Source organism: Aminobacter sp. BE322 (assembly GCF_050433525.1).
GTDB lineage: Bacteria > Pseudomonadota > Alphaproteobacteria > Rhizobiales > Rhizobiaceae > Aminobacter.
Genome location: NZ_JBNPXB010000004.1, coordinates 195,372 through 215,106 on the forward strand (window position 1 = coordinate 195,372; position 19,735 = coordinate 215,106).

A 19,735-nucleotide genomic window follows, 5' to 3' on the forward strand; every position below is an offset into this window, starting at 1 on the left:
GCGCTATGGCAGGTGCGCTGAAACAACCAGATAGCAGCAGAAGACGAACAGTCCGATGAAATTTCTCGATCAGGCCAAGGTTTACATCCGCTCCGGCAACGGCGGTGCGGGCGCGGTGTCGTTCCGGCGCGAAAAATTCATCGAGTTCGGAGGCCCCGATGGTGGCGACGGCGGCCGCGGCGGCGACGTCTGGCTGGAGGTGGTCGACGGGCTGAACACGCTGATCGACTATCGCTACCAGCAGCATTTCAAGGCGCAGACCGGCATCCACGGCATGGGCCGCAACATGACCGGCGCCAAGGGCGCCGACATTACGCTGAAGGTGCCCGTGGGCACCCAGGTCTATGAGGAAGACAACGAGACGCTGATCTGCGACCTGACCCAGGTCGGGCAGCGTTTCCTGCTCGCCAAGGGCGGCAACGGCGGCTTCGGCAACCAGCATTTCAAGACCTCGACCAACCAGGCGCCGCGGCGCGCCAATCCCGGCCTCGAGGGCCAGGAGATGTGGATCTGGCTCAGGCTCAAGCTGATCGCCGACGCCGGCCTGGTCGGCCTGCCCAACGCCGGCAAGTCGACCTTCCTCGCTTCCGTCACCGCGGCCAAGCCCAAGATCGCCGACTATCCGTTCACCACGCTGCATCCGGGCCTGGGCGTCGCCCGCATCGATGCGCGCGAGTTCGTCATCGCCGACATTCCCGGCCTGATCGAGGGCGCCCATGAGGGCGTCGGCATCGGCGACCGTTTCCTCGGCCATGTCGAGCGCACGCGCGTGCTGTTGCATCTCGTTTCGGCGCAGGAAGAGAACCCGGGCAAGGCCTACAAGGTCGTACGCGGCGAGCTCGAGGCCTATGGCCACGGCCTGGCCGAGAAGATCGAGGTCGTGGCGCTCAGCCAGGTCGACACGCTCGACCCGGACACGCGCAAGAAGAAGGTCGCTTCGCTGAAGCGCGCCGCCGGCCGCGCCCCGATCCTGCTTTCGGCCGTTACCCGCGAGGGCGTCGAAGAGACCCTGCGCGCGCTGATGAGCGTGGTCGAGGAAGCGCGCCAGCCAAGCGGCGACGTCGCCCCCGCCGATGCGCGCTGGATGAAGTAGGCCCGACGGACATGACCATTCCTTCGCTTCGGACCTACAAGCGCATCACCGTCAAGATCGGCTCGGCGTTGCTGGTCGACCGTTCGACCGGCCTCAAGCGTGACTGGCTGGCCTCGATGGCCGACGATATCGCCACCCTAACCGAGACTGGCGCGGACGTGCTGGTCGTCTCGTCGGGTGCCATCGCGCTCGGCCGCACCATCCTCGGCCTCGGCAAGCGGGCGCTGAAGCTCGAGGAGAGCCAGGCAGCCGCCGCCGTCGGCCAGATCGAGCTCGCCGGCGCCTGGTCGGATGCGCTCGGCCGCAAGGGGCTCAAGTCGGGCCAGATCCTGGTGACGCTCGGCGATACCGAGGAGCGCCGGCGCTACCTCAATGCGCGGGCGACCATCTCGACGCTGCTCAAGATGAAGGCAGTGCCGGTCATCAACGAGAACGACACGGTAGCCACCACCGAAATCCGCTACGGCGACAACGACCGTCTGGCCGCCCGCATGGCGACGATGATGGGGGCCGACCTCCTGGTGCTGCTCTCCGACATCGACGGGCTCTACACCGCCCCGCCGGCACACGACCCGAACGCGAAGTTCATTCCCGTCGTCGACCGCATCACGCCCGACATCGAGGCGATGGCCGGGGCTGCGGCTTCCGAGCTGTCGCGCGGCGGCATGCGCACCAAGCTCGACGCCGGCAAGATCGCGACCGCATCGGGCACGGCTATGATCATCACCGCCGGCACGCGGCTGTCGCCGCTGATGGCGATCGAGCGCGGCGAACGCGCCACCTACTTCCGCCCGAGCGGCAATCCGGTGAAGGGCTACAAGACCTGGATCGCCGGCCAGTTGGAGCCGGCCGGGCGACTGACCGTCGATGCCGGTGCGGTGGGCGCGCTGCTGTCCGGCAAGTCGCTGCTGCCCGCCGGCGTCAGGCTGGTCAGCGGCAATTTCTCGCGCGGTGACACGGTGGCGATCCTGTCGCCCGAGGGCCGCGAGATCGCGCGCGGGCTGGTTGCCTATGACGCAGCGGATGCCGTAAGGATCGCAGGGCTGAAGTCGACGGAGATCGAGACAGTGCTCGGCTACGAGGCGCGTTCGGCGATGATCCACCGCGACGACCTGGTCGTCAGCCACGCGGACGCGGTGCCGGCGCAGGCGGAAGGGTGAGGATATGCTGAAGGCGCACGAGAGCCAGGACACGGCGCGGCTGATGGCCGAGATCGGCCGCAGGGCCCGGGCCGCCGCGCGCCCACTCGCAGTCGCCAGCGCCGAGCGCAAGCATGCCGCCCTGATCGGCATGGCCGACGCGATCCTGCGCCGTGAGCACGAGATCCTCGACGCCAACGCCATCGACGTGAAGAACGGCGAGGAGGCGGGGCTGAGCGGCTCGTTCATGGACCGGCTGAAGCTGACGCCCGGCCGCATCCGCGACATGGCCGACGGCATCCGGGCGATCGCCGATCTCAGGGATCCCGTCGGCGAGATCATCGCCGAGTGGGACCGCCCCAACGGCCTGCACATCGAGCGCGTGCGCACCCCGCTCGGCGTCATCGGCGTGATCTACGAGAGCCGTCCCAACGTGACGGCGGATGCCGGTGCGCTGTGCCTGAAGGCCGGCAACGCGGTGATCCTGCGCGGTGGTTCGGATTCGCTCAATTCGTCGCTTGCGATCCATTCCTGCCTGGTCGAGGGCCTGAAGTCGGCAAACCTGCCCAAGGATGCGATCCAGCTGGTGCCGGTGGCCGACCGCGCCGCCGTCGGCGAGATGCTAAAGGGCCTGGCAGGCAACATCGACGTGATCGTGCCGCGCGGCGGCAAGAGCCTGGTCGAGCGCGTGCAGAACGAGGCGCGGGTGCCGGTGTTCGCCCATCTCGAGGGCATCTGCCATCTCTACATCGACAAGTCGGCCAAGCTCGACATGGCGGTGGCCATCGCCGTCAACGCCAAGATGCGCCGGACCGGCATCTGCGGCGCGGCGGAGACGCTGCTGATCGACCGTGCGGTTGCCTCGTCCCATCTGGTGCCGGTGCTGGAAGCGCTGCGTGCGGCAGGGTGCGAAATCCACGCCGACGAGGACGTGCTGGCGGCCTTTGCCGACGCAAAGCCCGCTACCGAGGCCGACTGGTCGACCGAATATCTCGACGCCATCATCTCGGCCAAGCTGGTCGATGGCATTTCGGGCGCCATCGAGCATATCGAGACGTTTTCCTCGCACCACACCGAGGCGATCGTCGCCGAGGACGCCAAGGCGGTGGAGCGCTTCTTCAACGAGATCGACTCGGCGATCCTCTTGCACAACGCCTCGACGCAGTTCGCCGACGGCGGCGAGTTCGGCATGGGTGCCGAGATCGGCATCGCCACCGGCAAGATGCATGCGCGCGGGCCGGTCGGGGTCGAGCAACTGACCTCGTTCAAGTACCGCGTGCGCGGCAGCGGCCAGCTCAGGCCGTGACGACAAGCATCGGGTCGGTGTGACGGCTTTGCGCGCAATCACCCCCCTCTGCCCAACCGGGCATCCCCCCCTCAAGGGGAGGGCAATCGGCTATGGATGTTTGGATAGGCTGCGGTGGCCGTGTACCCCCACCCCTAACCCCTCCCCACAAGGGGGAGGGGGACGAGTTCGCCATCGTGTTGGCCAAGATGATCGAAGATTGGCGCTGGACGGTCGTGTCGTGAGGTTCCCCTCCCCCTTGTGGGGAGGGGTTAGGGGCGGGGGTGCCTAGCACTATGCTCTCCCCTTCCAGTCCACCAGTTCCCCAGAAATACCTGCGCATGCCGCATGCGATGAAGGGCATGCAGGTCGGGCTGTTCGGCGGGTCGTTCAATCCGCCGCATGCGGGCCACGGCCTCGTCGCCGAGATCGCCATGCGTCGGCTGCAGCTCGACCAGCTGTGGTGGATGGTCACCCCCGGCAACCCGCTGAAGAGCACGCGGGAGCTCGCGCCGCTCGCCAGGCGCATCGAGTTGTCGGAGCAGGTGGCCAAGGATCCGCGCGTCAAGGTCACGGCCTTCGAGGCGAGCCATCACGTGCGCTACACCGCCGACACTCTGGCGCTGATCAAGGCGCGCAATCCGGGCGTCGATTTCGTCTGGATCATGGGCGCCGACAACCTGCGCGACTTCCACCGCTGGCAGCGCTGGCGCCAGATCGTCATGACCTTCCCGATCGCGGTCATCGACCGGCCCGGGGCGACGCTGTCGTTCCTGTCGTCGGTCGTCGCCAAGACCTTCGACCATGCCCGCGTCGACGAGGGCGACGCGCCGCGGCTGGCGCGGATGAAGGCCCCGGCCTGGACCTTCATCCACGGGCCGCGTTCGCTGCTGTCGTCGACGGCGCTGAGGAACGGGACGGCCAAGGAAAAATCCTAGTGATTTGCGCAACTCCAGACGGAAAACCGCGGCACACTTCCTTGGAATTGCGCTAGCTCTTGACCGGAATCCAGAGCTTGTAGCCGCCATAACCGGTCACCGGGTCGAAGCTCTTGGGATAGAGCTCGAAATTGGGGCCGTCGGCGGCCTGATGTCCCGATGTCGGCAGCCACTTGTTCCACACCGTGTTGGTGATGCGGCGGATCATCGAGATGTGGTCGGTGGTGGCGAACACGGCATAGCGCTGCGGCGGGATGCGCAGGCGGCTGAATTCCGGCGTCAACTCCGAGAAATCGGAGACCTCGACACCGGCTATGAACTCGAAGCTGTCGTCGTCGAAGTTGCAGCAGACGCCATAGCCGGTCATGCCCTTCTGGCCCGGCACGTTGCCGAAATGCGGTCCGAAGCGCTGCCAGAGCGAGGGGATGGCGTGGCTCGTCTCGCAGGTGTAGCGCTCGCCGAAGCCGGCCACGAGCAGCGCGTCGCGGTCGACGAAGCGCGGCTGGGCGAGATTGTCGACAAAGGATTCGTCCATCTTGATGGGCTCCACGATTTGAGGCTGGGGCACGGTGCCGTTCGCGCGCACCTGCTCGGGTGTGATCCCGAAGCGGTCGCGGAAGGCCCGGGTGAATGCCTCATGCGAGCCGTAGCCGGCGTCGAGCGCGACCGCCAGGATGTCGGGCGCGCCGTCGGCCAGTATGCCGGCCGCCTGCGTCAGGCGGCGGGCGCGGACATAACCCATGACCGAGCGGCCGGTGGCGGCACCGAAGGCACGGGACATATGGAAGCGCGAGACCCCGCCTATGGCGGCGACCTCGTCGAGCCCGATGTCCCCGGCATAGTGGCTTTCGATGAACCAGATGGCTTTCTGAACGGGGGTCATTGGCGTTTCCGGCATGAGGACGCCCCCGATATGCCTGCTGGCGGGACGTCCCGTTTGATCGTGCTTGCTGCTCAGCGCTTTTTTGCGCCGCTGTCGATGGCGAAAACGCTATCCGCCCGCTTTTGATCCAGCCCGCTCTATTGGCCAAGCCAGCACGGCCCATGTCGCAATTGCGGCTGCGCAAGGGCTGCTGGCAGGCGAAACTCGCCGGATGGATCAGCGCGACGACGTGACAGCTGCGGACGAGGGGGGCGAGCGGACGCCGGCAATCGCCGTCGCCGGCGTGATTGCGGCGATGGCGCTGGTCGCCGTCGGCAACGGCCTGATGTTCGGCTACATCCCCGTCAGCCTTGGCGCCGCGGGCTATGCCCCGACCTGGGCCGGCTCGATCCTCACCGGCCTCTCCGCCGGCGGGCTCGCCGGTTGCCTGCTCACCGGCACGCTGGTGCGCCGGGTCGGCCATGCCCGCGCCTATCTGGTGTTCTCGGCGCTCATCGTGCTGTCCAACGCGGTGATCGGCGCCGGCATCTATCCGCTCGTCTGGATCGGCGCGCGGGCGCTCTACGGCTTCGCCATATGCGGCATGTTCATCGTCGCCCAGAGCTGGCTCAACGATGCCGTCGGCAACGACATACGCGGGCGGGTCATGGCGATCTTCTACGTCGCCTATGTCGTCGGCCTGGGCGGCGGCTCGTTCCTCTTGCGTTTCGTCGACATCTCCAATGCCGAAGCGCCGCTGCTCGGCATCGCCTTCAATGCGATCTCGATCCTGCCCGTCGGGCTCACGCGCCTGCGCCAGCCGCCTGCGCCGCGGGCCGCCTCGGTGGCGCTGGCGCGTGCCTGGCGCATTTCGCCCGTCGGCGTCGCCGGCATGCTGGCGGTGGGCGGGCTATCGATGATGATCGCCGGCTTTGCCCCCATCCATGCGACGGCGATCGGGCTCGACCAGCAGGAGGTGGCGACGCTCCTGTTTGCCATGCCGCTGGGCACGCTTCTGTTCCAGATCCCCTTCGGCTGGATTTCCGACCGCACCGACCGGCGGTTCGTGCTGGTGGCGGCCAGCCTGCTCGTGGTCGTCGCAGGCCTCGCGGCAAGCCGCTTCGACGGCAGTGCCCTGCCGATCATGGTCGCGATCTACATCGTCTGGAGCGGTGCGAGCGAGTCGATCTACTCGCTTGCCAATGCGCATGCCTCCGACCGCGCCAGCAAGGACGATCTCGTGGCGCTGTCGAGCAGCATGCTGTTTGCCTGGTCGCTTTCGGGTTTCGTAGTGCCCGGCATCGGCACGCTCCTGACGGCGGCCTACGGAACCCAGGCGTTCATGTATGTGGCGATCGTTATTGCCGCCGCCTACTCCGCCTTCGTGCTCTGGCGCCTGCGTACCAGCCGTGCAGTGCCTGCGGGCGAGGCGGGCACGTTTTCGCCCATGGCGGCGCAGGTGCCCCCGTCCATCGACCCTTAGCCGACGTTGCGGGCCGGATCCGATGTCGCGCAATCAGGCCGCATGTCGGCCTTTGTCTTGAAACTGTCGCCCAACTCTGCCTATCTAAATGGTGTCACTCTGAGTTTGGGGTGATTTGGTTGTTCTTGTCGGAAAGGAAAGACACTGAGAACAGCACTGCGGAAGAAGGCGGAAATCCTGCCTTCGCCGGCCGGGATAAGCGAGATTGACGCTGTCTCCCGCGCCCTCAAGACGGTCCTTGACAGTCTGGAAGACTCCAAGGCCGAAAACATCGTCTCCATCGACATTCAGGGCAAGTCCAGCCTGGGCGACTACATGGTCGTTGCCTCGGGCCGGTCGCACCGTCACGTCGCGGCGGTCTCCGACCACCTGCTCAAGGCGCTCAAGGATGCCGGCTTCGGCAATGCGCGCGTCGAGGGCTTGTCCGGCGCCGACTGGGTGCTCGTCGACACAGGCGATGTGATCGTCCACGTCTTCCGTCCCGAAATCCGCGAGTTCTACAACATCGAAAAGATGTGGCAGGCGCCGGATCTCGAGGAAGAAACGGTTCACTGAGCCGTCACGTCGGGGATGAAGGTCTGGATACATGCCGTGGGCCGGATGAAAGCCGGCCCCGAGAAGGAACTCGCCGACCGCTATCTCGACCGCTTTGCCAAGAGCGGCGGGTCGCTTGGCCTCGATTTCGGGGGCGTGACCGAGATTGCCGAGAGCCGGGCGCGCGACGTCGACGAACGCCGCCGCGAGGAAGCCGACAGGCTGAGGTCGCAACTTGCCGCGGGCACGGCGCTGATCCTCCTCGACGAGCGCGGCAAGAACCTGTCGTCCCAGCAATTTTCCGACCAGATCGCCGCGCTCCGCGACAGCGGCCAGCGCGGGCTGATGATCGCCATCGGCGGCCCGGACGGCCATGACGAGGCGCTGCGCAACGATGCCCGCCTGCTGATCTCGTTTGGCGCCGCCACCTGGCCGCACCAGATGGTGCGCATCATGCTTGGCGAGCAGCTCTACCGCGCCTCGACCATACTTTCGGGACACCCCTACCACCGCGCATGATCGCTTGCGACAGGCTCCCGAGCGCCCGCAAATTCGACAAAATGGCCGGCCAATCGTCGCCTCTCGCGGCAATGCCCGGCGTTATGGTTGATGGTTCGTTAACGATGCCGCCGCTAAGGTCGCGAGCTTAAAACCGGATCATCTGATGGCGCGGAAATTTCCCCTGAAGGCGTGGCGCAGGCCATGCCGCGGCGTGCTCGCCGCGGCGCTGATCGCGCTCGCCTCGGGCGCCGCATGGGCGCAGGTCGGTCCACCCCTGCCGGACCCCGACCGGACGCGGTCCGAACTCGAGGCGGTTGCCCGCGACATCCAGGTGTCTGCCGACCGGCGCGAGAAGCTGTCGGCCGAGATCGCCCAGATGAAGAAGGACTATGCTTCGATCACGGCAGCACTCATCCAGTCGGCCAAGACCGAGCGCAAGCTCGCGCAGGATATCGAGGACATCGCCGGCAAGGTCGATGGCCTGAAGGAGCAGGAGTCGGGCATCCGCAACTCGCTCACCCTGCGCCGCGGCGTGCTGGCCGAGGTGCTGGGCGCGCTGCAGCGCATGGGGCTCAACCCGCCGCCGGCGATCCTGGTCAAGCCGGAGGACGCACTGTCGTCAGTGCGCAGCGCGATCCTGCTCGGGGCTGTGGTGCCGGAACTGCGCTCCGAGACCGAAATCCTCATGGCCGACCTCAAGGAGCTGACGCGGGTGGTCACCTCGATCGAGGCCGAGCGCGACCGCCTCAAGACGGCGATGACCGCGCAGGCGGGCGAGAAGGAGCGCCTCGACCTGCTCCTGGCCGCCAAGGAGCGGCTGCGGGGTGAATCCGAGACCGCTCTCGCCGAGGAGACGAAGAAGGCTGCCGAACTGGCCGCGCGGTCGGAAAGTCTCAAAGATTTGATCGCCGCCCTCGACAAGCAGGCATCGAAGAAGGCGGCCACCGCCGAGGCCGGGCGCAAGGCTGCAGAGGCGACAGCAGGAAAGACCAACGAGCCGGTCGTGCCTGAGGTGCCGGAAGCCAACCAACTCGTTGCTTCCGCTCCGTTTTCCGTGCTGCAGGGACAGATCGCGCTGCCGGTCACGGGACGCATAAAGCGCCGGTTCGGGACGGACGACGGTAGCGGCGGAACCATGTACGGGGACATGGTTGCGACACAATCGGGCGCCATCGTGACGGCTCCGGCGGATGGAAGTGTTCTTTATGCGGGGCCTTTCCGCTCCTATGGTCAACTCTTGATCCTCAATGCCGGCGACGGCTATCATGTCGTTCTGGCGGGGATGAGCAGAATCAGCGTCGCGCCGGGTCAGTCCGTTCTTGCAGGCGAGCCGATCGGTGCGATGGGAGAGGCGAGGGTGGCGAGCACCTCTGCCTCGGGAAATGCGAATGCGACGCCGGAGCTGTATGTAGAGTTCCGCAAGGATGGAAAACCCGTCGATCCGGCCCCGTGGTGGGCGGACCGCACCTCTGGAAGGACGTGAAATGATGCGTAAACTGTCGCTTCTGCTTGCCGGAGCGCTGATGGGTGCCTCAGCGATGAGCCTCGTTTACGGCGCGCCCGGTTCGACGGCGAACGCTGCAGGCTCCGAAACCTACCGCCAACTCGCCATCTTCGGCGACATCTTCGAACGCGTGCGCGGCCAGTACGTGACCCCGCCGGACGAGAAGGCGCTGATCGAGAATGCCATCAACGGCATGCTGACCTCGCTCGACCCGCACTCGTCCTATCTCAACGCCGAAGCCGCCAAGGATATGCGCGTCCAGACCAAGGGTGAGTTCGGCGGCCTCGGCATCGAGGTGACCATGGAGAACGAGCTGGTCAAGGTCATCACCCCGATCGACGACACGCCCGCCGCCAAGGCCGGCGTGCTTGCGGGCGACTACATCTCCAAGATCGACGACGTGGAAGTTCGCGGCATGACGCTGAACGACGCGGTCGAGAAGATGCGCGGCCTGGTCAACACCTCGATCAAGCTGACGATCCTGCGCGAGGGCGCCGACAAGCCGATCGAGCTGTCGATCAAGCGCGACATCATCAAGGTCAAGGCGGTCAAGTTCCGCGTCGAGAACGACGTCGGCTACATGAAGATCACGTCCTTCACCGAAAAGACCTATGACGACCTGCAGGATGCCATCAAGCAGATCGAGAAGCAGATCCCCGCGGATAAGCTCAAGGGCTTCGTGCTCGACCTGCGCCTCAACCCCGGCGGCCTGCTCGACCAGGCGGTGAGCGTGTCCGACACCTTCCTCGACCGTGGCGAGATCGTCTCGACCCGCGGCCGCGACCCGAAGGACATCACCCGGTTCGATGCACGCAGCGGCGACGACATCGGCGGCAAGCCGCTGATCGTCCTGGTCAACGGCGGTTCGGCGAGCGCCTCGGAGATCGTCGCGGGTGCGCTGCAGGATCATCGCCGCGCGACCGTCGTGGGCACGCAATCCTTCGGCAAGGGCTCGGTGCAGACCATCATCCCGCTGGCCGAGAACGGCGCGCTGCGCCTGACCACGGCGCTCTACTACACGCCGTCGGGCAAATCGATCCAGGGCAAGGGCATCACGCCCGACGTCAAGGTCGACCAGCCGCTGCCGGCGGACCTGCAGGGACGCGACGTGACCCGCGGCGAGTCGGCACTCAAGGGCCACATCAAGGGCGCGGAAGAGAGCGACCAGGGTTCGGGTTCGGCAGCCTACGTGCCGCCGGAGCCCAAGGACGACATCCAGCTCAACTACGCGCTGGACCTGCTTCGCGGCATCAAGACCGATCCGTCCTTCCCGCCCAATCCCGAGAAGGCAGTGATGAACAACCAGTAGGGCCCGCCGGCGAAAGGCTGGCCTGCTCGACCAGGCAATGCAATGCTGCCGGGACCGCAAGGTTCCGGCAGTTTGATTCGGGGGCCGGCTTCGGCCGCAGGATACGGCGTGGTGCAGATCGACAAGGACATCGACCGTCCGCTCGGGCAGGGGCTGCGTCCGCCTTCGGACACGCGGCGCGCGCCCGTGCTGCGCAAGGGAGCGGTTGTCGCCGGCCTGTGTGCCGCCGCGGTCGCCGCCGTGTCGGTCATGATAGCGCTGCGCGAGCAGCCGTTTCGCATTCCCGAGACCGCGGCCGTCGTCCAGCCCGAGCCCGCGCCCATCGCCGCGAAACCCGAAGTGGAATCCAAGCCGCCGGCCACCGGTCGCGGCGACGGTCCGGCCATCATCAAGGTGAACCCGCCGGCAGGCGAAAGCGGCGTCGTCGTCATCCGCGATCCGTCTGCGGTCGGGCAGAACCTCAGGGTCGCGCATCTGCCCGACCAGGCCCTGGTCGAGGACAGCCCGACGGGACCGCTGCCGGTTCGTGCTGCCGACGGCCGCCGCCCCTTTGACGTCTACGCGCGGGCCTGGTCGGGCGCGCGCGGCGCCAGGATCGCGATCGTCATCGGCGGGCTCGGCCTGTCGCAGACCGGAACGCAGGAAGCGATCGGCAAGCTGCCGCCCGAGATCACGCTTGGCTTCGCGCCGCAGGGCAACAGCCTCGGTCGCTGGATGCAGGCGGCGCGGCGCGAGGGCCACGAGATCGTCATGCAGGTTCCGCTCGAGCCTTTCGATTTTCCGAACGTCAATCCCGGCCGCAACACGCTCAAGGTTGATGCCAGCACGGACGAAAACCTGAAGAACCTGCGCTGGGTGCTGTCGCGCACGACCAACTACACTGCGGTCATGAACTACATGGGCGCGCGGTTCTCGACGAGTCCAGAGGCGATGGGCGTGATGATGGCGGAACTCGGCAAGCGCGGCATAGGCTATCTCGACGACGGCTCCTCGGCGCGCAGCCTGGCGCCCGAGACGGCGCTCAAGAACGGTGTGCCGTTCGCCGCGGGCGATGCGATCATCGACGCCGTGCAGGAGCGCGGCGCGATCCTGGACAGGCTCGACGAACTGGAGCGGACGGCGCGCGCCAAGGGGTTCGCCGTCGGCACCGGCAATGCCTTTGGGCTTACCGTCGACGCCGTGGCAGCGTGGGCCAGCGAAGTGCGCAGGCGCGGCATCGAGATCGTGCCGATCTCCGCCGTCGCCAGCGACCCCGAACGAGGATAGCAATACATGCCGAAGAACAAGGTCGACCCGCGGGACCTGCCCTACCGTCCCTGTGTCGGGATCATGGTGCTGAATGTCCGGGGGCTTGTCTGGGCCGGCCGGCGCATCGCCGAGCCCGACAGCGAGCTGTCGAACACCGACCAGCTCTGGCAGATGCCCCAGGGCGGCATCGACAAGGGCGAGGAGCCCTATCCGGCAGCCATGCGCGAACTCTACGAGGAGACCGGCATGCGCAGCGTGTCGCTGCTCGCCGAAGCGCCCGACTGGATCAACTACGATCTGCCGGAACATCTGATCGGGGTCGCGCTCAAGGGCAAGTACCGCGGCCAGACGCAGAAATGGTTCGCGTTCCGCTTCGACGGCGACGAGAACGAGATCGCCATCGACCCGCCTCCCGGTGGGCATTCGGCCGAGTTCGACCGCTGGGCATGGAAGCCGATGCGCGAACTGCCGGAGCTGATCGTGCCTTTCAAGCGCAAGGTCTACGAGGAGGTGGTCTCCGCGTTCAGGCACCTCGTTCCATGACGGGCTTCTCGCGCGTCGTTCGTATAACCATTTGACGGACAATCGTTCTTTCAGCGTCTGGGCCGGCGACCAAGCGCCACCCTTGACAAGCGATGCCCGGTCGGCAACCCTTTGGCGATGTGCAATTTCGCTCACATCGGCAGCTTTGCCCTGTTTCGGGTCTGCCCCATCGCGGGATCCTAGCCCCGGCTCGGTCGCCATGCGACGTCCGGGCCTTAGGGGCATTTTCTCCAACGCATAAGATCATTTGCACCTGACCGCTTCGCGGTCCGGTCTGAACACACACACATCCGCGTTGGCGGATGACTGGTCGCGCGCATTCCCGCAAGCAGCGCTGGCCGGACGAAATTCATGAGGTCTGCATTGCGCCAGAACATCAAGCAGCGCCGCGAGCACAATATCGTGGTGAGCGAAAACGACTACGCCCGGCTGACCGGCCTTGCCGAATCGAGCCTCGACCGCCTGCCCGAGATCGCCGAAGAACTGTTGTCCGAAATGGACCGCGCCAAGGTGACGCCGCTCAGCCGCATCCCGGCCACCGTCATCCGCATGGGTTCGAAGGTGACGTTCCGCAGCGGCGACGGCGAGGTCAAGACGGTGACGCTGGTCTATCCCGGCAAGGCCGACATCGCCGAAGGCAAGATTTCGATCCTCACCCCCGTCGGCGCGGCCCTCATCGGCCTGCGTGAAGGCCAGTCGGTCGCCTGGACGTCGCGCGACGGTCGCCGGCTCGAGTTCGAGATCGTCTCCGTCGAGGCGCCGCGCGACGACGCCAACTGAGAAGCTTCCCGATTTCCCGAACGTTGCAGGCGCAGAGCCGATGGCCGCGCCCGTGGAGATGCGTCATGACCCGATGTCAGCTGACGACCAAGGACTTTGCCATCGTCAAGACGATGCTCGACCGCCTGGCCTGGTCCGGCGGTCCGCTCGTCGACCTGTTGCGCCGCAAGCTCGCTTCGGCACAGGTGGTGTTTTCGAATGAAGCCGATCCCGACGTGGTGACGCTGAACAGCCGCGTGATCTTCACCGTCGATGGTGGCGCGCGCCATACGCGCGTCGTCACGCAGGGCGCTACGGACGGGATGGTAGGCCTGACCATGCCGATCACGGTGCCGCGCGGGCTGGCGCTGCTCGGATTGCGCAAGGGGCAGTCGATCGTCGTCGACTGCGGCCGTGGTGCCGCCGAGACCATCCATGTCGCCGACATCCTCTACCAGCCAGAGGCGGCGCGGCCTGAGACGGCCACACACGAACCCAGTGCTGCGATGGCGGGTCGCCGCTTCCCGGTGCTGGTGTTCAGCGCCGACGAGCGGCAGCCACTTGGCGTGCGGCAAAAAATCCGGCACATCTCGGACAGTGGCGACGATCCCGGGCCTTCCGCCGCCTGAGGCCGCGCCAACCGCGGCGTCGGCTTGCGGGGTTCGGACATGCGCATGGAGACCGATGCCATGCGCCTACTGGGGGCGCAATGAGGGTTGTGGTTATCGGCGGCGGCGTGATCGGGGTCACGACCGCCTACTACCTCGCCGAGGCCGGGCATGAGGTGGTCGTCTTCGACCGTCAGAAAGGCCCGGCCCAGGAGACCAGCTACGCCAATGCGGGCGAGATTTCGTCCGGTTATGCATCGCCACTGGCCGCGCCCGGCGTGCCGCTCAAGGCACTCAAATGGCTGTTCACCAAGGACGGCCCGTTCGTCTTCCGCCCGAAATTCGATCCCAAATATTGGCTCTGGCTGGCCAGGATGCTGGGCAACTGCACGGCAGAGCGCTACGCGGCCAACAAGGCGCTGATGATGCCGCTGGCCGAATACAGCCGCGACATGCTGCGCGTGCTGCGCGAGGCGACCGGCATTTCCTACGACGAGGGCAGCCACGGCACGCTGCAGCTGTTTCGTGCCCAGGAACAGTTCGATCGCGCCGCCGCCGACGTTGCGATGCTCGACAGGTTCCAGGTGCCTTACGAAATTCTCGATGCCGAGGGCTGCATCGCCGCCGAGCCGGGATTGGCCGGCGCGCGCGACAGGATCGCCGGCGGCCTGCGCCTGCCCGACGACGAGACCGGCGATTGCCGGCTGTTCACGGAACGGCTGGTGGACCTCGCGGCGAAGCGCGGCGTCACCTTCAGGTTCAACAGCCGGATTTTTCACTTCGACATGGAGGGCGGCAAGGTGGTGCGGGCCGCCGCCTCCGGCGGAATGGGCGATGCCGATGCCTTCGTTCTCGCGACCGGCAGCTACACCGAGCGCTTCATGCGCAAGCTGAAGCAGCGCGTGCCGATCTATCCGCTGAAAGGGTATTCGCTGACGGTTCCGATCGCCGACGAAGGTGCCGCGCCTGCGTCGACGGTGATCGACGAAACCTACAAGGTCGCAATCACCCGGCTCGGCCGCCGCATCCGGGTCGGCGGGCTGGCGGAATTGTCGGGTTTCGACCTGACCCTTCGCGAACAGGCCCGGGCGCAGCTGGAGCGGTCGCTGCGCGAACTGTTCGGGGTCGGCGACCTGCGCGAGGCGAGCTATTGGTGCGGGCTGAGGCCGATGACGCCCGACGGGCCGCCGGTCATCGGCAGGACGAAAATCCCGAACGTCTACGTCAATGCCGGCCACGGCATGCTGGGCTGGACCATGGCCTGCGGCTCGGCCAAGGTCATGGCCGACCTGATCTCCGGCCGCGAGCCGGAGATCGACGCGAGCGGGCTGGGGCCGCAGCGCTACTGGTCCTGAGGATCAGGCCACCTTCCTCAGCGACCGCGGCGCTTCCGCCGACTGGTACATCGAGATGGTGTGGCCATCGGGATCGGCAATGTCGGCCGACCAGCCGCCCGGAAGTTCGTAGACGAAGCGGTGCGGCAGTCCTTGCCTGTCCGCAGCTTCGCAGGTCGAGACCGCGAAAGGCTGCTCGCGCCGGCGCCGCCGAATGGCTGTTCGCGCATCGAAGGCGGCCCCGTGCCGCAAGGCTCCTTCCAGCCAGCGCCGGTTCTCGGGCTTGTTGAGGTCGGTTCGGCCGGCCTCAACGGCTGCGACGAGCACGGTCTGCAGCAGGTCCTCCGCCTCGTCGGCTCGGCGCGAGGCGCGCCTGGCCTGGCGCAGCAGTTCGGTACAGGGGCGGGGCAGCAAGCCAACCTCCTCACATCGGCGCGGCAAAGTTAGCGGATGCGTGAGATTGTCGGAAGAGCCTCAGACGAACAGCGCCCGCTCGCGCTCCACCGCCTTGGTGATGAAGCCCGCCACGGTCTGGATGCGGCGCAGCGGCCGGACGGACTCGTGATAGACCAGCCAGTAGGCGCGCCGGATGGGCGCGATCGCCGTCACCGGCACGACCTCCGGGACGGTGCGGGCGATGAAGGTGTGGAGGATGCCGATGCCTGCCCCCGAGCGTACGGCCTCGACCTGGCCGAGGGCCGACGAGATCGAGAAGGCCGATTCCCAGGTCGGGCTGAACTCCGCCGCGTAATCGAGCGAAGGGCTGACGACCAGATCGGGCACGTAGCCGATCAGGCGGTGATTGGACAGGTCGATCCGTCCCGTAGGCAGGCCGTTCTGCTCGACATAGGCGCGCGAGGCGAACAGCCCCAGCGAATAGTCGACCAGCTTCACCGCCACGAGGCGCCCCTCGCTCGGGCGCTCGGTGGTGATGGCGATGTCGGCTTCGCGGCGCGACAGCGAGAATGTGCGGGGCACCGGCACGAGCTGGATCTTGAGGTCGGCGTGCTGGGTGGTGAGGGCGCCGAGCCGCTGCGCCAGGAAGGCGACGCCGAAGCCGTCGGGCGCGCCGATGCGTACCGTGCCGGCCACCTCGTCGCCCTCGCCGGCGATCTCGGCGCGGGCGGTCAGCATGTCGGCTTCCATGCGTTCGGCGATCTCGAGGAACCGCTCGCCCGCGGGCGTCAGTTCGCTGCCGGTGGTCAGGCGCCGGAAGAGCTTGGTCTTCAGCGCGTCCTCGAGGGCCGCGACCCGGCGCGAAACCGTGGCGTGGTTGAGCTCAAGCCGCCGCGCCGCGCCGAGGATCTGGCCGGTGCGCGCGACGGCGAGGAAGATGCGGACGTCATCCCAGTTCATGCGGCCTCCGTCGACATGGATGCTTCTCCTCCGGCATGGGTCGGCAAATTCTACTATGCACGAAATCGCATTCAATGCGACTTAGGGCTATAATTCATGCACAACGGTTGCGTTTGCCCTCGCGTTGCAAAGGCCGTCGCAAAGCGGGACAATGGGCCACCAACAAGGAAATGGGAGAGAGCAGATGGTCGATTACGGTCATTTCATCGGCGGCAAGCGTGTCGCCGGAACCAGCGGGCGCAAGCAGGACGTGATGCAGCCGATGGACGGCACGGTGCGCGCCACCGTCGCACTCGCCTCGGCGCAGGAACTGCGCGCCGCCGTCGAGAACGCCAAGGCGGCACAGCCGGCCTGGGCGGCAACCAATCCGCAGCGCCGCGTGCGCGTGCTGATGCGCTTCCTCGAACTGGTCAACAAGGAATACGACGCCCTCGCCGAACTGCTGGCCCGCGAGCACGGCAAGACCATCGCCGACGCCAAGGGCGACATCCAGCGCGGCCTCGAAGTGGTCGAGGTCTGCATCGGCGCCCCGCACATGATGAAGGGCGAGTTCACCGACGGCGCCGGCCCCGGCATCGACGTCTACTCGATGCGCCAGCCGCTCGGCGTCGTCGCCGGCATCACCCCGTTCAACTTCCCGGCCATGATCCCGCTGTGGAAGATCGCGCCGGCAATCGCCTGCGGCAACGCCTTCATCCTGAAGCCGTCCGAGCGCGATCCGGGCGTGCCGCTGCGCATCGCCGAACTGTTCATCGAAGCCGGCCTTCCCGCCGGCATCCTCAATGTCGTCAACGGCGACAAGGAAGTGGTCGACGCCATCCTCGACGATCCGGACATCAAGGCCATCGGCTTCGTCGGCTCGACCCCGATCGCGCATTACATCTACTCGCGCGGCACCGCGTCCGGTAAGCGCGTGCAGTGCTTCGGCGGCGCCAAGAACCACATGATCATCATGCCCGACGCCGACATGGACCAGACCGTCGACGCGCTCATCGGCGCCGGCTACGGCTCGGCGGGCGAGCGCTGCATGGCGATCTCGGTCGCGGTTCCGGTCGGCAACGACACTGCCAACCGGCTGATGGACAAGCTGATCCCGCGCGTCGAAAGCCTGAAGGTCGGCCCGTCGACCGACTCCTCGGCCGACTTCGGCCCCGTCGTCACCCGCGAGGCGCTGGAGCGCATCAAGGGTTACGTCGACATCGGCGTGAAGGAAGGCGCCAAGCTCGTCGTCGACGGCCGCGGCTTCAAGATGCAGGGCTACGAGAACGGCTTCTACATGGGCGGCTGCCTGTTCGACAACGTGACGCCGGAAATGCGCATCTACAAGGAAGAGATTTTCGGGCCGGTCCTGTCGGTGGTGCGTGCGCCGACCTACGAGAACGCCATCAAGCTCGCCAACGACCACGAGATGGGCAACGGCGTCGCCATCTTCACCCGCGACGGCGATGCGGCCCGCGACTTCGCCTCGCGCGTCCAGGTCGGCATGGTCGGCGTCAACGTGCCGATCCCGGTGCCGATCGCCTACTACACCTTCGGCGGCTGGAAGGCGTCGTCCTTCGGCGACCTCAACCAGCACGGCCCGGATGCATTCCGCTTCTACACCAAGACCAAGACGGTCACCTCGCGCTGGCCGTCGGGCGTCAAGGACGGTGCGGAGTTCGTCATCCCGACGATGAACTAGGCCGACGGTTCCCTGTTTGCGCGTCCTCGCCGCGATGCGGCTGCGGGCGCGCGGCGGGGCATCAAGGACGGCGCCGAGTTCGTCATCCCGACGATGAACTGAGACCCGCCACGAACCGAGACCTGCCACGAGGTCTTCAAGAGACAACGGCCCGGACGATCGTCCGGGCCGTTTTTGCGTGGGGCTTGTGGCGCGTTCGCGAACTCACCATATCGATTCATGTAGGAACGCGATGGCGCGTTCCCGGACGACAGACCGGAAACCAGAAAGGAGCGACGCGATGAAGACGTCGGGCCCGGCCTGGAGCGCTCCGGCACCTTGAGGCTGCCCATATGCCTCCCTTTGCCGGATCGCGAAGGCGAAGGAGGTGCCACATGGCACGCTATTTTTCGTTTCGATGGATGAGGATTGCCGCCGTCGCCCTCGTGGCGATGGTGGGTGCGAACACGGCACAGGCGCAATTCGTCTGCAGCGACCACGACGACCTGGTGGCGCGGCTGGCCGAAGCGTTTCAGGAGAAGCGCATCGGCTACGGCCTGGCCGGCGACGCGGCGATCATCGAAGTCTTCGTGTCGGCGAGCGGCACCTGGACGATGCTGATGACCGACGTCAGGGGTCGGAGCTGCATTGTCGCGGCCGGCGATGGCTGGGAGAGCATCGGGGCTGTGACAGTCACTGGGCGTGGGGCATAGCTGGATCGGCCCCGGCATCTTCGGCGCCACTGCGACCTGTGCAGTGGCGTGTCGGATTGGTCGGCCTTGAACATCGGAGGCTGCCGAGATAAAGTAGTGTAATTTACTACAATATGGTGCTGGAATGGACGAGACGATTTCGGCCGCCGATGCAAACCGTGAATTCTCCCGCCTCCTGCGCGAAGTTCGCGACGGCAACAGCTTCCTGGTGACCAGCCATGGGCGCCCGGTCGCGCGCATGGTGCCCGCCACACAACCCGGCCCCTTTCAGAACACTGCCAAGCAGCTTCTGCTGGATCGATTGCGTCGACAGCCTGCCGTCAACGCCGGGCGCTGGAAGCGTGAAGAGCTTTACGACGGCTGATGCGGCTCGCACTGGACACCAACATCCTGGCCTATGCCGAAGGTGTCAACGGCGCCGCGCATGCGGCCAGGGCAGTCGGCCTCCTTGCACGCGTCCCGGAAGATGAAACCGTGGTGCCGGTCCAGGCCCTGGGCGAACTCTTCACCGTGCTGGTGCGCAAGGCAGGCAGAAGCCCATCCGAGGCCCGCGATGCGATCCTGCAGTGGCGTGATACGTTTACCGTCGCGGACACCACGGCTGAAGTTCTGCTCAAGGCAGCGGAAGTGGCCACCGATCACCGCCTGAGCATCTGGGATGCCGTCATGCTTGGCGCCGCTTCCAGCGCCGGCTGCCGGCTGCTGCTGTCCGAGGACATGCAGGACGGCTTCACATGGGCAGGGGTGACGGTGGTCAATCCGTTCGCGGACCAACCGAATCCGCTGTTGGCGGCGATGCTCAAGCCATAAGTCTGGCCTAGAGCGCTTCCGCTTTTCTTCGAATCGCGGAAACGCTCTATCTCTTT

The 19,735-nt window shown here is 66.5% G+C and carries 21 protein-coding genes; 18 read left to right on the forward strand and 3 right to left on the reverse strand.

All coding sequences use genetic code 11. The features are described from left to right. Positions 1-55: 55 nt before the first annotated feature. From obgE to J2X50_RS09060, 4 genes are all read left to right on the forward strand, one after another. A complete protein-coding gene (gene obgE, locus J2X50_RS09045) occupies positions 56-1,093 on the forward strand; it encodes a GTPase ObgE (RefSeq protein WP_429094094.1) in 1,038 nt (345 codons plus the stop codon). A 17-nt stretch (positions 1,094-1,110) separates the two neighbouring features. Then, entirely contained in the window at positions 1,111-2,253 is a 1,143-nt protein-coding gene (proB, locus tag J2X50_RS09050; protein ID WP_429094269.1) for a glutamate 5-kinase, read from the forward strand. 4 nt (positions 2,254-2,257) lie between these two features. Beyond that, positions 2,258-3,538, forward strand: a complete 1,281-nt coding sequence (locus J2X50_RS09055; protein WP_429094095.1) for a glutamate-5-semialdehyde dehydrogenase — start codon at positions 2,258-2,260, stop codon at positions 3,536-3,538. A gap of 275 nt (positions 3,539-3,813) precedes the next feature. After that, positions 3,814-4,455 (forward strand): nicotinate-nucleotide adenylyltransferase, encoded by a 642-nt coding sequence (locus J2X50_RS09060; RefSeq protein ID WP_429094097.1) that lies wholly within the window; start codon positions 3,814-3,816, stop codon positions 4,453-4,455. Positions 4,456-4,507: 52 nt separating this feature from the next. Here the strand turns inward: J2X50_RS09060 and J2X50_RS09065 are convergent, their stop codons facing one another. Next, positions 4,508-5,338, reverse strand: a complete 831-nt coding sequence (locus tag J2X50_RS09065) for an AraC family transcriptional regulator (protein ID WP_429094099.1) — start codon at positions 5,336-5,338, stop codon at positions 4,508-4,510. A gap of 211 nt (positions 5,339-5,549) precedes the next feature. On the opposite strand from J2X50_RS09065, the gene J2X50_RS09070 reads away from it, so the two are divergent. The 10 genes from J2X50_RS09070 (at position 5,550) to J2X50_RS09115 (ending at position 15,161) form a co-directional block, all read left to right on the forward strand. Then, positions 5,550-6,800: an MFS transporter gene (locus tag J2X50_RS09070; protein WP_429094101.1), complete on the forward strand. Its 1,251-nt coding sequence runs from the start codon at positions 5,550-5,552 to the stop codon at positions 6,798-6,800. Between the two features lie 177 nt (positions 6,801-6,977). Beyond that, positions 6,978-7,355, forward strand: a complete 378-nt coding sequence (gene rsfS / locus J2X50_RS09075) for a ribosome silencing factor (protein ID WP_340038112.1) — start codon at positions 6,978-6,980, stop codon at positions 7,353-7,355. 15 nt (positions 7,356-7,370) lie between these two features. Next, positions 7,371-7,853, forward strand: coding sequence for a 23S rRNA (pseudouridine(1915)-N(3))-methyltransferase RlmH (gene rlmH, locus J2X50_RS09080; RefSeq protein ID WP_429094103.1), 483 nt, complete (start codon positions 7,371-7,373; stop codon positions 7,851-7,853). A gap of 145 nt (positions 7,854-7,998) precedes the next feature. Further along, positions 7,999-9,318 carry a murein hydrolase activator EnvC family protein gene (locus tag J2X50_RS09085; protein ID WP_429094104.1) on the forward strand — a complete coding sequence of 440 codons (1,320 nt, stop codon included), beginning with the start codon at positions 7,999-8,001 and terminating at the stop codon, positions 9,316-9,318. Position 9,319: 1 nt separating this feature from the next. After that, positions 9,320-10,648: a S41 family peptidase gene (locus J2X50_RS09090; RefSeq protein WP_429094106.1), complete on the forward strand. Its 1,329-nt coding sequence runs from the start codon at positions 9,320-9,322 to the stop codon at positions 10,646-10,648. 108 nt (positions 10,649-10,756) lie between these two features. Further along, on the forward strand, positions 10,757-11,914 hold the full coding sequence (locus tag J2X50_RS09095; RefSeq protein WP_429094108.1) for a divergent polysaccharide deacetylase family protein: 1,158 nt from the start codon (positions 10,757-10,759) through the stop codon (positions 11,912-11,914). A 6-nt stretch (positions 11,915-11,920) separates the two neighbouring features. Next, entirely contained in the window at positions 11,921-12,439 is a 519-nt protein-coding gene (locus J2X50_RS09100) for an RNA pyrophosphohydrolase (RefSeq protein WP_429094110.1), read from the forward strand. 351 nt (positions 12,440-12,790) lie between these two features. After that, a complete protein-coding gene (gene rnk / locus J2X50_RS09105) occupies positions 12,791-13,219 on the forward strand; it encodes a nucleoside diphosphate kinase regulator (RefSeq protein ID WP_429094112.1) in 429 nt (142 codons plus the stop codon). Between the two features lie 65 nt (positions 13,220-13,284). Continuing rightward, positions 13,285-13,827, forward strand: a complete 543-nt coding sequence (locus tag J2X50_RS09110) for a nucleoside-diphosphate kinase (protein ID WP_429094114.1) — start codon at positions 13,285-13,287, stop codon at positions 13,825-13,827. 80 nt (positions 13,828-13,907) lie between these two features. After that, the gene (locus J2X50_RS09115) at positions 13,908-15,161 is read left to right on the forward strand and encodes a D-amino acid dehydrogenase (protein ID WP_429094115.1); all 1,254 of its coding nucleotides are present in this window, start codon (positions 13,908-13,910) and stop codon (positions 15,159-15,161) included. 3 nt (positions 15,162-15,164) lie between these two features. On the opposite strand, the gene J2X50_RS09120 is transcribed toward J2X50_RS09115, so the two are convergent. Both J2X50_RS09120 and J2X50_RS09125 read right to left on the reverse strand, forming a co-directional pair. After that, complete coding sequence (locus tag J2X50_RS09120; protein ID WP_429094117.1) at positions 15,165-15,554, reverse strand: hypothetical protein; 390 nt, start codon at positions 15,552-15,554, stop codon at positions 15,165-15,167. 60 nt (positions 15,555-15,614) lie between these two features. Beyond that, entirely contained in the window at positions 15,615-16,496 is an 882-nt protein-coding gene (locus tag J2X50_RS09125) for a LysR family transcriptional regulator (protein ID WP_429094118.1), read from the reverse strand. 184 nt (positions 16,497-16,680) lie between these two features. Here J2X50_RS09125 and J2X50_RS09130 point away from each other — a divergent pair, with 184 nt between their 5' ends. The 4 genes from J2X50_RS09130 (at position 16,681) to J2X50_RS09145 (ending at position 19,679) form a co-directional block, all read left to right on the forward strand. Beyond that, a complete protein-coding gene (locus J2X50_RS09130) occupies positions 16,681-18,177 on the forward strand; it encodes a CoA-acylating methylmalonate-semialdehyde dehydrogenase (RefSeq protein ID WP_429094120.1) in 1,497 nt (498 codons plus the stop codon). A 374-nt stretch (positions 18,178-18,551) separates the two neighbouring features. Next, entirely contained in the window at positions 18,552-18,869 is a 318-nt protein-coding gene (locus J2X50_RS09135; RefSeq protein WP_429094122.1) for a hypothetical protein, read from the forward strand. A gap of 124 nt (positions 18,870-18,993) precedes the next feature. Continuing rightward, a complete protein-coding gene (locus tag J2X50_RS09140; protein WP_429094124.1) occupies positions 18,994-19,233 on the forward strand; it encodes a type II toxin-antitoxin system Phd/YefM family antitoxin in 240 nt (79 codons plus the stop codon). Next, positions 19,233-19,679 (forward strand): PIN domain-containing protein, encoded by a 447-nt coding sequence (locus J2X50_RS09145; RefSeq protein WP_429094126.1) that lies wholly within the window; start codon positions 19,233-19,235, stop codon positions 19,677-19,679. The genes J2X50_RS09140 and J2X50_RS09145 overlap by 1 nt, the downstream gene beginning before the upstream one ends. Positions 19,680-19,735 lie beyond the last annotated feature (56 nt).

Excerpts from the sequence above, each read along its gene's own strand:
- rnk (WP_429094112.1), top strand. The coding sequence starts at position 12,791 with ATGAGGTCTGCATTGCGCCAGAACATCAAGCAGCGCCGCGAGCACAAT.
- J2X50_RS09055 (WP_429094095.1), top strand. The coding sequence starts at position 2,258 with ATGCTGAAGGCGCACGAGAGCCAGGACACGGCGCGGCTGATGGCCGAG.
- J2X50_RS09135 (WP_429094122.1), top strand. The coding sequence starts at position 18,552 with ATGGCACGCTATTTTTCGTTTCGATGGATGAGGATTGCCGCCGTCGCC.
- J2X50_RS09130 (WP_429094120.1), top strand. The coding sequence starts at position 16,681 with ATGGTCGATTACGGTCATTTCATCGGCGGCAAGCGTGTCGCCGGAACC.
- J2X50_RS09070 (WP_429094101.1), top strand. The coding sequence starts at position 5,550 with ATGGATCAGCGCGACGACGTGACAGCTGCGGACGAGGGGGGCGAGCGG.
- J2X50_RS09145 (WP_429094126.1), top strand. The coding sequence starts at position 19,233 with ATGCGGCTCGCACTGGACACCAACATCCTGGCCTATGCCGAAGGTGTC.
- J2X50_RS09085 (WP_429094104.1), top strand. The coding sequence starts at position 7,999 with ATGGCGCGGAAATTTCCCCTGAAGGCGTGGCGCAGGCCATGCCGCGGC.
- J2X50_RS09090 (WP_429094106.1), top strand. The coding sequence starts at position 9,320 with ATGATGCGTAAACTGTCGCTTCTGCTTGCCGGAGCGCTGATGGGTGCC.
- obgE (WP_429094094.1), top strand. The coding sequence starts at position 56 with ATGAAATTTCTCGATCAGGCCAAGGTTTACATCCGCTCCGGCAACGGC.
- J2X50_RS09060 (WP_429094097.1), top strand. The coding sequence starts at position 3,814 with ATGCTCTCCCCTTCCAGTCCACCAGTTCCCCAGAAATACCTGCGCATG.
- J2X50_RS09125 (WP_429094118.1), bottom strand. The coding sequence starts at position 16,496 with ATGAACTGGGATGACGTCCGCATCTTCCTCGCCGTCGCGCGCACCGGC.
- J2X50_RS09100 (WP_429094110.1), top strand. The coding sequence starts at position 11,921 with ATGCCGAAGAACAAGGTCGACCCGCGGGACCTGCCCTACCGTCCCTGT.
- rlmH (WP_429094103.1), top strand. The coding sequence starts at position 7,371 with ATGAAGGTCTGGATACATGCCGTGGGCCGGATGAAAGCCGGCCCCGAG.
- J2X50_RS09115 (WP_429094115.1), top strand. The coding sequence starts at position 13,908 with ATGAGGGTTGTGGTTATCGGCGGCGGCGTGATCGGGGTCACGACCGCC.
- J2X50_RS09065 (WP_429094099.1), bottom strand. The coding sequence starts at position 5,338 with ATGACCCCCGTTCAGAAAGCCATCTGGTTCATCGAAAGCCACTATGCC.
- J2X50_RS09140 (WP_429094124.1), top strand. The coding sequence starts at position 18,994 with ATGGACGAGACGATTTCGGCCGCCGATGCAAACCGTGAATTCTCCCGC.
- J2X50_RS09110 (WP_429094114.1), top strand. The coding sequence starts at position 13,285 with ATGACCCGATGTCAGCTGACGACCAAGGACTTTGCCATCGTCAAGACG.